13 protein-coding genes are annotated in these 11,726 nt (G+C 72.0%); 7 read left to right on the forward strand and 6 right to left on the reverse strand.

Features of this window, described 5'->3' with window-relative positions:
• Positions 1-8 precede the first annotated feature (8 nt).
• The 7 genes from LO763_RS01015 (at position 9) to LO763_RS01045 (ending at position 7,728) form a co-directional block, all read left to right on the forward strand.
• The gene (locus LO763_RS01015) at positions 9-908 is read left to right on the forward strand and encodes a Rossmann-like and DUF2520 domain-containing protein (protein WP_230599977.1); all 900 of its coding nucleotides are present in this window, start codon (positions 9-11) and stop codon (positions 906-908) included.
• Entirely contained in the window at positions 905-1,789 is an 885-nt protein-coding gene (gene panC / locus LO763_RS01020) for a pantoate--beta-alanine ligase (RefSeq protein WP_230599978.1), read from the forward strand. Before LO763_RS01015 ends, panC begins: the two co-directional genes overlap by 4 nt.
• A complete protein-coding gene (gene panD, locus LO763_RS01025; RefSeq protein ID WP_230599979.1) occupies positions 1,786-2,208 on the forward strand; it encodes an aspartate 1-decarboxylase in 423 nt (140 codons plus the stop codon). Before panC ends, panD begins: the two co-directional genes overlap by 4 nt.
• A gap of 11 nt (positions 2,209-2,219) precedes the next feature.
• Complete coding sequence (locus LO763_RS01030; RefSeq protein WP_230599980.1) at positions 2,220-3,704, forward strand: S10 family peptidase; 1,485 nt, start codon at positions 2,220-2,222, stop codon at positions 3,702-3,704.
• Positions 3,705-4,184: 480 nt separating this feature from the next.
• Positions 4,185-6,068: an L-aspartate oxidase gene (locus tag LO763_RS01035; protein WP_230599981.1), complete on the forward strand. Its 1,884-nt coding sequence runs from the start codon at positions 4,185-4,187 to the stop codon at positions 6,066-6,068.
• Positions 6,065-6,964 carry a carboxylating nicotinate-nucleotide diphosphorylase gene (gene nadC / locus LO763_RS01040; RefSeq protein ID WP_230599982.1) on the forward strand — a complete coding sequence of 300 codons (900 nt, stop codon included), beginning with the start codon at positions 6,065-6,067 and terminating at the stop codon, positions 6,962-6,964. Before LO763_RS01035 ends, nadC begins: the two co-directional genes overlap by 4 nt.
• A 2-nt stretch (positions 6,965-6,966) precedes the next feature.
• The gene (locus tag LO763_RS01045) at positions 6,967-7,728 is read left to right on the forward strand and encodes a type III pantothenate kinase (protein ID WP_230599983.1); all 762 of its coding nucleotides are present in this window, start codon (positions 6,967-6,969) and stop codon (positions 7,726-7,728) included.
• Between the two features lie 51 nt (positions 7,729-7,779).
• On the opposite strand, the gene LO763_RS01050 is transcribed toward LO763_RS01045, so the two are convergent.
• The 6 genes from LO763_RS01050 to LO763_RS01075 form a co-directional block, all read right to left on the reverse strand.
• Positions 7,780-8,928, reverse strand: a complete 1,149-nt coding sequence (locus LO763_RS01050; RefSeq protein ID WP_230599984.1) for a hypothetical protein — start codon at positions 8,926-8,928, stop codon at positions 7,780-7,782.
• Positions 8,925-9,257: a hypothetical protein gene (locus LO763_RS01055; protein WP_230599985.1), complete on the reverse strand. Its 333-nt coding sequence runs from the start codon at positions 9,255-9,257 to the stop codon at positions 8,925-8,927. The genes LO763_RS01050 and LO763_RS01055 overlap by 4 nt, the downstream gene beginning before the upstream one ends.
• A gap of 4 nt (positions 9,258-9,261) precedes the next feature.
• On the reverse strand, positions 9,262-9,588 hold the full coding sequence (locus LO763_RS01060; RefSeq protein ID WP_230599986.1) for a YbaB/EbfC family nucleoid-associated protein: 327 nt from the start codon (positions 9,586-9,588) through the stop codon (positions 9,262-9,264).
• Positions 9,589-9,827: 239 nt separating this feature from the next.
• Positions 9,828-10,970, reverse strand: coding sequence for a hypothetical protein (locus tag LO763_RS01065; RefSeq protein ID WP_230599987.1), 1,143 nt, complete (start codon positions 10,968-10,970; stop codon positions 9,828-9,830).
• Positions 10,967-11,299: a hypothetical protein gene (locus tag LO763_RS01070; RefSeq protein WP_230599988.1), complete on the reverse strand. Its 333-nt coding sequence runs from the start codon at positions 11,297-11,299 to the stop codon at positions 10,967-10,969. Before LO763_RS01070 ends, LO763_RS01065 begins: the two co-directional genes overlap by 4 nt.
• Positions 11,300-11,302: 3 nt before the next feature.
• Entirely contained in the window at positions 11,303-11,662 is a 360-nt protein-coding gene (locus tag LO763_RS01075; RefSeq protein ID WP_230599989.1) for a YbaB/EbfC family nucleoid-associated protein, read from the reverse strand.
• Between the last annotated feature and the right edge of the window lie 64 nt (positions 11,663-11,726).

Genomic DNA, 11,726 nt, shown 5'->3' on the forward strand with positions numbered 1-11,726 from the left:
TCAGCAACATGGATCAGCAGCGCAGCGGCGCGTCGCCCCGGCCCGCCTCCCGCCTCGCCGTGGGCGTCGTCTCCGCGGGCAGGGTCGGCTCCATCGTCGGCGCCGCGCTCACCCGCGCCGGCCACCGGGTGGTGGCCGCCGCCGCCGTCTCCGACGCCTCCCGCGCCCGCGCCGCCCGCCACCTCCCCGGCGCCGAGATCCTCCCGCCGCCCGACGTCGCGGCCGCCGCCGACCTCGTCCTCGTCGCCGTCCCCGACGACGCCATAGCGGCCCTGGCGGCCTCGCTGCCGGCCCGGCCCGGGCAGATCTGGGTCCACACCTCCGGCGCGCTCGGCGCCGACGTCCTGCGCCCGGCCCGCGACGCCGGGGCGCTGACGATCGCCCTGGCCCCCGCCATGACCTTCACCGGCCGCGACGAGGACCTCGAGCGCCTCGCCGGGATCTCCTGGGCCGTCACCGGCGAGGCCGAGGCCCGCTTCGTCGGCGAGGCCCTCGCCCTGGAGATGGGCGGGGAGCCCGAGCACGTCGACGAGGCCGACCGGGCCCGCTACCACGCCGCGCTCGTCTACGCCGCCAACCACTTGATGACCCTCGTCAACGACGCGGCCGACCAGCTGCGCGCCATCGGCGTCGCCAACCCCGAGCGGCTCATGTCGCCGCTGGTGTCGGCCTCGCTCGACAACGCCCTGCGCCACGGCGACGCCGCCCTCACCGGCCCGGTCTCGCGCGGCGACGCCGGCACCGTCGCCCGGCACCTCGACGCCCTGGCGGGCACCGGCATCGCCGACACCTACCGGTCGATGGCCCGGCGCACCGCCGAACGCGCCCTCGACGCCGGCCGCCTCAAGAGCGCCGACGCCGAAGGCCTGCTCGACGTCCTCGCACGCCCCTCGGAGGAAGAACGATGACCCCCACGCCGTCCGCGGCACCGGAGCGGCCGATCCGCCGCGTCCGCCTCGTCCACACCAAGGCCGACCTCGCGAAGGCCCGCGCGGGCCTGCCCGGCCGCGTCGCCGTGGTGCCCACCATGGGCGCCCTCCACGACGGCCACCGCGCGAACTTCCGGCGCGCCCGGGAGGCCGCCGACGCGGTCGTCGCCACCGTGTTCGTCAACCCGCTCCAGTTCCGCCCGAACGAGGACCTCGACCGGTACCCGCGGACCCTCGACGCCGACCTCGCGATGTGCGAGGAGGAGGGCGTCGACCTGGTGTTCGCGCCGAGCGTCGCCGAGATGTACCCCGACGGGCGCGAGGGCCTCACCGCGGTCCACGCCGGGCCCGGCGGCGAGATCCTCGAAGGGGCCTCCCGGCCCGGGTTCTTCACCGGCGTGCTCACCGTCGTCGCGAAGCTCTTCCACCTGACGCGGCCCGACGCGGCCTGCTTCGGCGAGAAGGACTTCCAGCAGCTGGCGATGGTCCGCCGCATGGTCCGCGACCTCGACATGGGCGTCGAGGTCATCGGCGTCCCCACCGTCCGGGAAGGCGACGGCCTGGCCCGCTCCAGCCGCAACGTGTTCCTGTCCGCGGCCGAGCGCGCCGCCGCCCTCGCCATCCCCCGCGCCATCGGGGCCGCCCAGGCCTCGCCCGACCCGCTCGCCGCCGCCCGGCAGACCCTGGAGGCCGAGCCCGGCCTGGCCGTCGACTACGTCGCCGTCCGGGCGAACGACCTCGGCGAGGCCCCCGCACAGGGGCCCGCGAGGCTGCTCATCGCCGCGAAGGCGGGCACGACTCGCCTGATCGACAACGCCCCCGTTGTCGTGGGACACACCGCCATAGGAGACGCCCGATGATCCGGACCATGTTCAAGTCCAAGATCCACCGCGCCACCGTCACCCAGGCCGACCTCCACTACGTCGGCTCCGTGACCGTCGACGCCGACCTGCTCGACGCCGCCGACATCCTCGACGGCGAGCTCGTCGCGATCGTCGACATCACCAACGGTGCCCGCCTGGAGACGTACACGATCGCCGGCGAGCGCGGCTCGGGCGTCATCGGCATCAACGGCGCCGCCGCCCGCCTCGTCCAACCCGGCGATCTGGTGATCCTCATCTCATACGCGCAGATGGAGGACGCCGAGGCGCGCGCCTTCACCCCCACCGTCGTCCACGTGAACGAGCGCAACGAGATCATCGAGGTCAACGCCGACAAGGCGCACCCCGCGCCGGGCACCGCGGGCAACGTGGTGGCATCGCCACTAGCCGAGCGGTAAGTTACAGACTCATGAGCGAAAAACCCAAGAACGAGACCGCCGACAAAGCGACCGACGAGGCGAAGAAGGCCGACAAGCCCGCACCCGCCGACGACCTCAAGACCACCCGCCACACCCTCGGCGACCTCGCGTACACCGCCACCACCGGGCGCGTCGTGCTGCACGAGGAGGTCACCGAGGACGACAAGTTCAACGGCCGCCAGCCCAAGGCCGAGGTCTCGATCACCTGGTACACCCTCGACGACGCCGACGTCACCGAGCGCCCCGTGACCTTCGCGTTCAACGGCGGCCCCGGATCCTCCTCGATCTGGCTGCACATGGGCCTGCTCGGCCCGCGCCGCGTCGACTCCGGCGACGCCGGGAACCTCACCCCGCCCCCGTTCGGCCTCCTCGACAACGAGGAGTCCCTCCTGCGCCACACCGACCTGGTCTTCATCGACCCGATCTCCACCGGCTACTCCCGCGCCGTCGAGGGCGGCAACCCCCGCGACTACCACGGCTTCAGCAAGGACATCGAGTCCGTCAGCGAGATCATCCGGCTGTGGACGACCCGCAACAACCGCTGGCTCTCCCCGAAGTTCCTCATCGGCGAGTCCTACGGCGGCACCCGCGGCGCGGGCATCGCCGAGTACCTCCAGACCCGGTTCGGCATGGCCCTCAACGGCGTCATGTTCATCGCCCCGGCGTTCAACATGGAGACGCTGTACCACACCTCCCGCTCGGAGCTGCCCGACCCGCTGTTCCTGCCGACGTACGCGGCCACCGCGCACTACCACGGCCTGCACGAGGGCCGCACCCTCGAGGAGGTCGTCGAGGAGGCCCGCGCCTACGCCGACGAGTTCCGCGCCGTCCTCGCCAAGGGCCAGAACCTGGCCCCCGAGGAGCGCGCCGCCGCGGTCGCCAAGGTCGCGTCGCTCGCGGGCGTCGGCGAGGACTACGTCGACCGCGCCAACCTGCGCCTGGAGCACACCCGCTACTACGCGGAGCTGCTGCGCCACAAGCGCCTCGTCACCGGCCGCCTGGACACGCGCTTCACCGGCCCGGCCGACCACTACACGCACGAGCAGATGCCGTACGACCCGTTCCTGACCGGCACCGACGGCCCCTACACCGCCGCGCTCCAGTACTACCTGCGCTCCGAGCTCGAGTACGAGAACGACCACGTGTACGAGCGGCTGTCGCGCGCGGTCCACCCGTGGTCCTACAAGGAGTTCGAGGGCGAGGCCGTCGACGTCATCGGCAAGCTCGGCAACGTCATGCGCCTCAACCCATTCCTCCAGGTCCACATCGCGATGGGCCGCTACGACGGCGGCGTCCCGATCGAGGCGATCGAGTACACGCTCGACCACCTCGAGATCCCCCTCGCGGCCCGCGAGCGGATCGAGACGAAGTCCTACCCGGCCGGGCACATGATGTACGTGCACGAGGAGTCGCGGGTCCGCCAGTCCGCCGACCTCGCCGAGTTCGTGCAGCGGGCCTCGAGCCGCGAGCGGTGATCCGCTCGGCGGCCCGCCGGACCCGGACGCGTCCAGGTCCGGCGGGCCGCCGACCGTGCGAGCACACCAGGGCCCCGGCCGCGCCGACGGCGCGGCCGGGGACCGCACGACGAGAGCGGCCCCGCCGGCGCGGCCCGCTCCCGGAGGCACCCGCCGGGCGCGGTGCGGGCCGGACCGCCGCGAGCGGTCCGGTGGGACTCGAACCCACCGCCTGCGAGCCGCCTCCCCGCCCGCATCGCGGGAGGCGCGCCGCGCATGGCCGCCGGGAGGTGTCGCGGGATCGTCCGCGGCACCGACCGTCGCGGCGGCCGGGCTGCCACGCCCGCCCGCATCGCGGGAAGCGTGACGCATACGGCTGGCGGCGGGACCCCCGCCGCGGGCACAGTTGAGCCGACCGCCGCCCCCGCCGGGGGCGCGCGAACCGAACCGGGCCGCCCGCGGCGGCCCGACGCTGAGAAGGGCGAGGGGCACGTGCCACCCGTGAACACGCCGGCGGCGGAGCCGCTGCCGCACCTGCCGCGACTGCCGCGGCGGCTGCGGGCCGAGGCGCCCTCCTGGACCGAGACCACCGACGTGTGCGTCATCGGCTCCGGCGTCGCCGGCCTCACCTGCGCCCTCAACCTGCGCCGGGCCGGGTTCCACGTCACCGTGGTCACCAAGGTCCACATCGACGACGGCTCCACCCGCTGGGCCCAGGGCGGCGTCGCCGCCGTCCTCGACCCGCTCGACACCCCCGAGGCGCACGCGCGGGACACCCGCATCGCCGGGGTCGGCCTGTGCGACCCGGCCGCGGTGGACGTCACCGTCACCGAGGGCCCGGCCCGCATCGCCGACCTCGTCCACCTCGGCACCGAGTTCGACCGCCACCCCGACGGCTCGCTCCAGCTCACCCGCGAGGGCGGCCACCGGGCCCGGCGCATCGTGCACGCCGGGGGCGACGCCACCGGCGCCGAGATCCAGCGGGCCCTGCACGCCGCGGTCCTGCGCGACCCGTGGATCCGCATCATCGAGAACGCCATGGTCCTCGACCTGCTCACCGACGCCCGCGGCCATGCGGCCGGGGTGAGCCTCCACGTCCTCGGTGAGGGCGTCGAGCACGGCGTGGGCGGCGTCGAGGCCCGCGCGGTCGTGCTCGCCACCGGCGGCCTCGGCCAGATCTTCCAGTCGACCACCAACCCCTCCGTGTCCATCGGCGACGGCGTGGCCCTCGCATTGAGGGCCGGGGCCGTGGTCACCGACCTCGAGTTCGTCCAGTTCCATCCGACATCGCTGTACGTGCCCGGTGCGCCCGGCCTCGGCGGCGGCTCCGCGATCGCGGGCGTCGAACCGGACTTCGACGGTATCGCCGGGGACCGACAATTCCGTGATGATGTGACTACTCATAGTGGCGATCGTCACTCGGGAGCGGCCCCGGGCGGCGACCGGTACACCGACCCCAACCCGGCCCCGCTCCGCGGGGACCAGCAGGCCCGCCCGCCGGCCCGCCACCGCCCTGACCCGGCCCCGCTTCGCGGGGACCAGCAGCCGCTCATCTCCGAGGCGCTGCGCGGCGAGGGCGCCTACCTCCGCGACTTCTCCGGCGACCGGTTCATGGTCGGGCGCCACGAGCTCGCCGAGCTCGCGCCCCGCGACGTCGTCGCCAAGGCCATCACCACCCGGATGATCGCCGAAGGGCGGCCGCACGTGTGGCTCGACGCCCGCCACCTCGGCCGCGACATGCTCGAGGAGCGCTTCCCGACGATCACCGCGTCCTGCCGCGCGCTCGGCGTCGACCCGGTCGCCGACCTCGTCCCGGTCGCCCCCGCCGCCCACTACTCCTCCGGCGGCGTCCGCACCGACCTGTTCGGCCGCACCAGCGTCCCCGGCCTCTACGCCGCCGGGGAGGCGGCCTGCACGGGCCTGCACGGCGCCAACCGCCTCGCCTCCAACTCCCTGCTCGAAGCGCTCGTGTTCGCCCAGCGCATCGCCGACGACCTCGCCGACCGCAAGCCCAGCCCCGGCCTCGCCGAGTCGCCCGGGGGCGACGGCGACGTCTGCTCCACGACCTCCCGCGCCCCCCTCCAGGAGGCCATGACCGCCGGCGCCGGCGTCCTGCGCTCCGCAGTGTCACTGGAGGCCACCGCAGCGTCGCTGACGGCTTTGGGGGACAATGTGTCCGGACGTCCGCGACCGGCCACATGGGAGGCCACGAACCTGCTCACGGTCGCCGCCGCCGTCACCGCCGCCGCCCACCGGCGGCGCGAGACCCGAGGCAGCCACTGGCGCGAGGACCACCCCGACGCGAGTGACGACTGGCTCGGGCACCTGTGCCTTTCCATCAGCTCCGACGGGGAGCTCGAGACCACCTGGGAGCCCACCGCATGAGCCGATTCGCCGAAGTCCCCGGCGGGGCCGGACTGGACGAGCGGCTGCTCGCCTGCCGCCTCGACCCCGAGGACGTCTACGTCGCCGTCCAGGACTACCTCGACGAGGACCTCTCGCACTCGCGCCGCGACGTCACCTCCGAGTCGATCTTCGGCCCCGACCACACCTCCACCGTGGCCGTCACCGCCCGCGCCGACGGCCTCCTGGCCGGACTGCCCGTGGCCCACGCCGTCTTCCACGCCATGCCCGGCGGCGTCGAGTTCACCTACCTCGCCAAGGAGGGCGCGCGCATCCGCGCCGGGCAGGTCCTCGCCCGCGTCTCCGGCCCCACCCGCTCCCTCCTGGCCGCCGAGCGCACCGCCCTGAACCTGCTGTGCCGCATGTGCGGCGTCGCCACCCACACCCGCCGCTTCGCCGACGTCCTCGCCGACTGGCACACCACCGTCCTGGACACGCGCAAGACCACGCCCGGCCTGCGCGCCCTCGAGAAGTACGCGGTGCGCGCGGGCGGCGGCGACAACAAGCGCATGGGCCTGTACGACGTGGCGATGATCAAGGACAACCACAAGGAGGCGGCCGGGTCCATCAGCGAGGCCTTCGCCGCCGTCCGCTCGGCCGAGCCCGGCATCGACATCCAGGTCGAGGTCGAGACGTTCGAAGAAGCGCTCGAGGCGGTCGCGGCGGGGGCCGTGTTCCTCCTGTGCGACAACATGAGCCCCAAGGAGCTCGAGGAGGTCGTCGAGGCCGTCGGGGACCGCGCCGAGCTCGAGGCGACGGGCAGGATCACGCTCGACAGCGCGGTCGACTACGCGGCCACCGGCGTCGACTACATCTCGGTCGGCGCCCTGACGCACTCGTCGCCCATTCTGGACATCGGCCTGGACTTCGAGGAGTAGCCGTGCTGCTGTGCGTGGACATCGGGAACACCAACACGGTGCTGGCCGTCTTCGAGGGCGAGACCGTGAAGCACTCGTGGCGCATCCGCACCGACCCGCACGCGACCGCCGACGAGCTGGGCCTGACGTTCCGGGCCCTGCTCGAGGGCGACGGCGTCGACCTCTCGGGGATCGCCCTGTCCTCCACCGTGCCCCAGCAGGGCGCCGAGGTCGCGAAGATGGCGCAGCGGTACTACCCGCACGCGCACCTGGTGCAGATCGCGCCCGGCGTCAAGACCGGGGTGCGCCTGAGCATCGACAACCCGCGCGAGGCCGGACCGGACCGGATCGCCAACACCGTGGCGGCCTTCACCCTCTACGGCGGGCCGTGCATCACCGTCGACTTCGGCACGTCGACGAACATCGACGTGATCTCCGAGACCGGCGATTTCCTCGGCGGCGCCTTCGCGCCCGGCATCGAGATCTCCATCGACGCCCTGGCCTCGCGCGCCGCGAACCTGCTGAAGATCCCGCTCGTCAAGCCGCGCAGCGTGATCGGGAAGAACACCGTGGAGTGCCTCCAGTCCGGGATGGTCTACGGCACGGCCGCGCAGGTCGACGGCCTGGTCCGGCGGATCACCGCCGAGCTGCGCACTGAGCCGACCGCGGTGGTCGCCACCGGCGGCCTCGCCCCGGTGGTGACCGAGCAGTGCGAGACGGTCACCCACTACGAGCCGGACCTGACCCTCCACGGCCTCAGGATCATCTGGGACCGGAACCTCTGACCGCCCTGCCCGTGCGCAGGCGTGTCAGGGGCTCCGGCCCGTTCGGCCCCGTCACTGCTGCGGCGGGTTCTCCTGCTGCGGCTGGGGGTCCTGCGTCGCGGCGGGGGCGCCCTTCATGCCGCCCTTGATACCGGTCATCGGGTAGCCGCCGATGATCTCGGAGACGCTCCGGCCGCCGGTGACCTGGTGCCCGCCGACGGACGTCGGCGGGATCACCTTGTCCTTGTAGATCGGCCTGAGACCGCCGGTGCCGGGGATGTTGCCCGAGCCCCACGGGCTCCGCAGCGTGTCGTAGATGGTCTTCTGGTTGGCGGCCTGCGTGTGCGGCATCCTGCCGCCGATCCCCTTGACGTTCTTGCCCGCGCCGATCGCCGCCTCCTGGAGGTCGAGCATCTTGTTGTGCTGGGCGATGTTCTTGCCGGCGCTCTTGACGTACCCCTGCATCCCGAAGTTCGACACCGCCTTGCCCGCGTCGTCGAGCGAGCCGGCGAGCTTGGGGAACCGGCCCGCGAGCTTGGACATGGCGTTGCCGAGCTTGGCGAAGTGCGTCGAGATCTTCGCGATGAGGACCATGGCGTCGGCGATGACCCCCGAGACCATGGCCGCGAACGACCCGCCGAAGGTGAACCACGAGGCCGCCAGCGCCGCGAGCGCGTACATGATGGCGCGGGCCACGAACTCGCAGATGAGCTCCAGGACCAGCGCGCGGGTGACCGCGGTCCAGATCCCCATGACCTCCATGTACTTCGCGAGGCTCCCGGAGGCGGAGCTCCCGGCCCGGATCGCGGCCTCGAAGTCGGCGATCCGCTCCCGGTAGGCGTCGGCGGCGTCGCCGGTCCAGTCGGCGACCGTGCCCGCCTCGCCGATCAGGTCGGTGGCGGCCTGGTCCAGCGCGGCCTCGATGTTCTTCCAGGTGTCCTTGGTGGCGTTGATCGAGGTGGGGTCGCCCGCCAGCAGCTCGAGGAAGTCCCGGAGCGGTCCGACGTGCTCGATGAGGAACCCGACGCCGGCCTTCGCGAACCCCATGAGCGGGTTGAGGACCATGCCGAGGATGTCGAGCGCCATGACCGTGCCGTTGAGGCCCTTCTCCAGGTCGGTCTCGGAGTTCGCGAGGAGCTGCGCGCTGTGCAGGGCCTTCGCGCCGGCGAAGTTGCCGGCGCCGGGAACGGACTTGTCGGGGTCGACGATGAGGTCGTTCATGGCTGCTCCGTCTCGCTGGTGAACTGGTGGAACGTGGAGGCGACCGCGTCGTCGTTGTCGTGGTAGGCCTCGCCGGTCTCCTTGATCCGGGCGGCGAGCTCCTCGGTGCCCTCGCGGGCCTGGCCGACGGCCTCGGTGGCCTTGTTCGCCAGGTCGGCGGCGCCGCCGGCGAACGGCAGGTTGACGATGCCGAAGTCGAGGAGTTCGCCGAACCCCTTCTGCTCGGCGGCGTCGAAGGCCTGCGCGACGAGGTCGACCACTTTGGTCCTGACGCCTTCGGCGTGCGCTGCGAACGCGTCCGCGGAGGGGATGTCGTTGCGGTCCTGCACGCGGCTACTCCCCGGTGGGGCGGTTCGCCCTGACCTGCTGGACGATCTCGCTGTCCTCGCCGAACACGTCGGAGAGCGCCCGGGCCGAGTTGTCGCCGGCCTGGACCGCCGCCTGGTCGTAGGTCTCCTTGATCATGGCGGCGAGGGTCCTGGGGGTCAGGGTCTGCGCCTTGCTGCTGAGGTGGATCTCCTGGAGGACGCCGCCGAGGCCGACCGTGACGCGCACTTCGCCGCCCTCCGACCGGGCGGTGGCCGCGGCCGCTCCCAGCGCCTCGTCCAGAGAGGACGCCTTCTCGACCATGGTGTTGATGCGGGTCTCGAAATCCCGCATGAATCCTTCTGGATCTTCGAACACGGAGGGCATGGTTCCCCGCACCTTTCTCGAAACAGGCTTGCGACGGCGTGAACGTATCCAGCCTTGGTTACGAGTCGGTGCGCTTTGCGGCCCTTCCGGACCCGGGCGCGGGTCGCGGGCCAGGTGGATCCGGCCCGTTCCCATCGGATTTCTTTATGGAACTGCAACAGTCGCCGCGGGGCCCGGCCCTCGCGGACCGGGCCCCGCGGCCGCCGTCACTCCTCCGTCTCCTGGGGCCCCTCGTGCTGGAGGGCGCCGGAACCGCCGCCCAGGCCGCCCTTGAAGCCGGTCATCGGGTAGCCGGTGATGACGTCGCCGACGGTCTTCCCGTCGACGAGCGTGTGGTCGCCCCACTTCAACGGAGGGGTCACGCCCTGGTTGACGACGTCGGTCGCCTTCGACGTGTGCGGGATGTTGCCGGAGCCGAACGGGTTGCTCATCGTGTCGTAGACCTTGTTCTGGAAGTCCAGCTGGGTCTTGGGCACGCTGCCCCTGCCCAGCGGGCCCGCCCCCTTGTAGCCGTCGAGGTTCGCGTCCTGGATCTTCATGGACTTGATGTTGAAGTCGTGATGCTTGGTCATGGCCTTGGCGTTCATCTTGGTGCCGAACCTGCCCACGGACTCGCCGACGTCGTCGAGGATCTGCGAGGCCCTGCCCATGCGGGGTTTCAGCCCCTGCATGGCCTTGCCGAGCTTGGCGATCTTGTCGGCGATCCGGGCGATCACCGCGATGGCCTCGGCGATGACGGCGCTGATCATGGCCGTGATCGACCCGCCCATGGTGAACCACGCGGACGCCAGCGCCGACAGGGCGTACATGATCACCCGCGACACGAAGTCGCAGATGAGCTCCAGCACCAGTCCGCGGGTGATCGCGGTCCAGACGCCCATGGCCTCCATGTACTTCGCGATGCTCCCCGAGGCGCTGCTCGCGGCGGTGATCGCGTCGCCGAAGTCGGCGACCACGTTCCGGTAGGCGTCGGCGGTGTCGCCGGTCCACTCGGACATCGAGTTCACGTCGTCCACCAGGTCGGCGGCGGCCTGGTTCAGCGCCGCCTCGATGTTCTTCCAGGTGTCCTTGGTGGCGTTGATCGAGACGGGGTCGCCCGCGAGCGCGTCGAGGAAGTCGCGGAGGGGGCCCACGTGCTCGATCAGGAAGCCGACACCCGCCATCATCAGCTCTTTGAGCGGGTTCACGACCATCGCGAGGATGTCCAGGGCCATGACCGTGCCGTTGAGGCCCTTCTCCAGGTCGGTCTCGGACTGCGAGAGCGCCTGCGCGCTCGCCAGGGCCCTGGCGCCGGTGAGCGTGCCCGCATCGGGGACCGACTTGTCGGGATCGACGACGAGGTCGTTCATGCCTGCTCCGTTTCATCGATGAACTGCTTGAAGGACGCGCTGACCGCCCCGTCGTTGTCGTGGTAGGCCTCGCCGGTCTCCTTGATCTGGACGGCGAGCTCCTCGGTCCCCTCTCGGGCCTGCCCGATGGCGTCCTTCGCCTTGTTCGCCAGGTCGGCCGCGCCGCCGGCGAACGGCAGGTTGATGATGCCGAAGTCCAGGACGTCGCCGAAGCCCTTCTGCTCCGCGGCGTCGAAGGCCTGCCCGACCACGTCGACCACTTTGGACCTGATGGCGTCGGCGTGCTTGTCGAAGGCGTCCTCGGAGGGGATGTCGTTGTTGTTCTGCACGGGTCAGTCCTCCGGCGGCCTGCTGGCCTTGGCCTGCCGCACGATCTCGCTGTCCTCGCCGAAGACGGAGGCGAGCGCCTGCGTGGAGGCGTTGCCCGCCTGGATCGCCGCCTCGTCGTACGTCTCCTTGATGAGGGCGGCCAGGGTCCGGGGGGTGAGGGTCTGGGCCTGCGAGCTGAGCTTGATCTCCTGGAGGGTGCCGCCGAGGCCGACGGTCACGCGCACCTCGCCTCCGGGGGACTTGGCGGTGGCCTGCGCCGCCTCCATCGCCTCGTTCAGCGAGGAGGCCTTGTCGACCATCGTCGCGATGCGGCTCTGGAAGTCCCGCATGTAGCCTTCGGGGTCGTCGAATACGGAGGGCATCGTTCCGGGCACCTTTCGTGAAGGGCGGTCATAGCCTTACGAATGTACCAACGGGGAATGAATG

This window comes from Glycomyces amatae, from assembly GCF_020991375.1.
In the GTDB taxonomy this organism is placed as follows: Bacteria; Actinomycetota; Actinomycetes; order Mycobacteriales; family Micromonosporaceae; genus Glycomyces; species Glycomyces amatae.

Excerpts from the sequence above, each read along its gene's own strand:
- panC (WP_230599978.1), top strand. The coding sequence starts at position 905 with ATGACCCCCACGCCGTCCGCGGCACCGGAGCGGCCGATCCGCCGCGTC.
- LO763_RS01050 (WP_230599984.1), bottom strand. The coding sequence starts at position 8,928 with ATGAACGACCTCATCGTCGACCCCGACAAGTCCGTTCCCGGCGCCGGC.
- LO763_RS01075 (WP_230599989.1), bottom strand. The coding sequence starts at position 11,662 with ATGCCCTCCGTATTCGACGACCCCGAAGGCTACATGCGGGACTTCCAG.
- LO763_RS01030 (WP_230599980.1), top strand. The coding sequence starts at position 2,220 with ATGAGCGAAAAACCCAAGAACGAGACCGCCGACAAAGCGACCGACGAG.
- LO763_RS01060 (WP_230599986.1), bottom strand. The coding sequence starts at position 9,588 with ATGCGGGATTTCGAGACCCGCATCAACACCATGGTCGAGAAGGCGTCC.
- nadC (WP_230599982.1), top strand. The coding sequence starts at position 6,065 with ATGAGCCGATTCGCCGAAGTCCCCGGCGGGGCCGGACTGGACGAGCGG.
- LO763_RS01065 (WP_230599987.1), bottom strand. The coding sequence starts at position 10,970 with ATGAACGACCTCGTCGTCGATCCCGACAAGTCGGTCCCCGATGCGGGC.
- panD (WP_230599979.1), top strand. The coding sequence starts at position 1,786 with ATGATCCGGACCATGTTCAAGTCCAAGATCCACCGCGCCACCGTCACC.
- LO763_RS01015 (WP_230599977.1), top strand. The coding sequence starts at position 9 with ATGGATCAGCAGCGCAGCGGCGCGTCGCCCCGGCCCGCCTCCCGCCTC.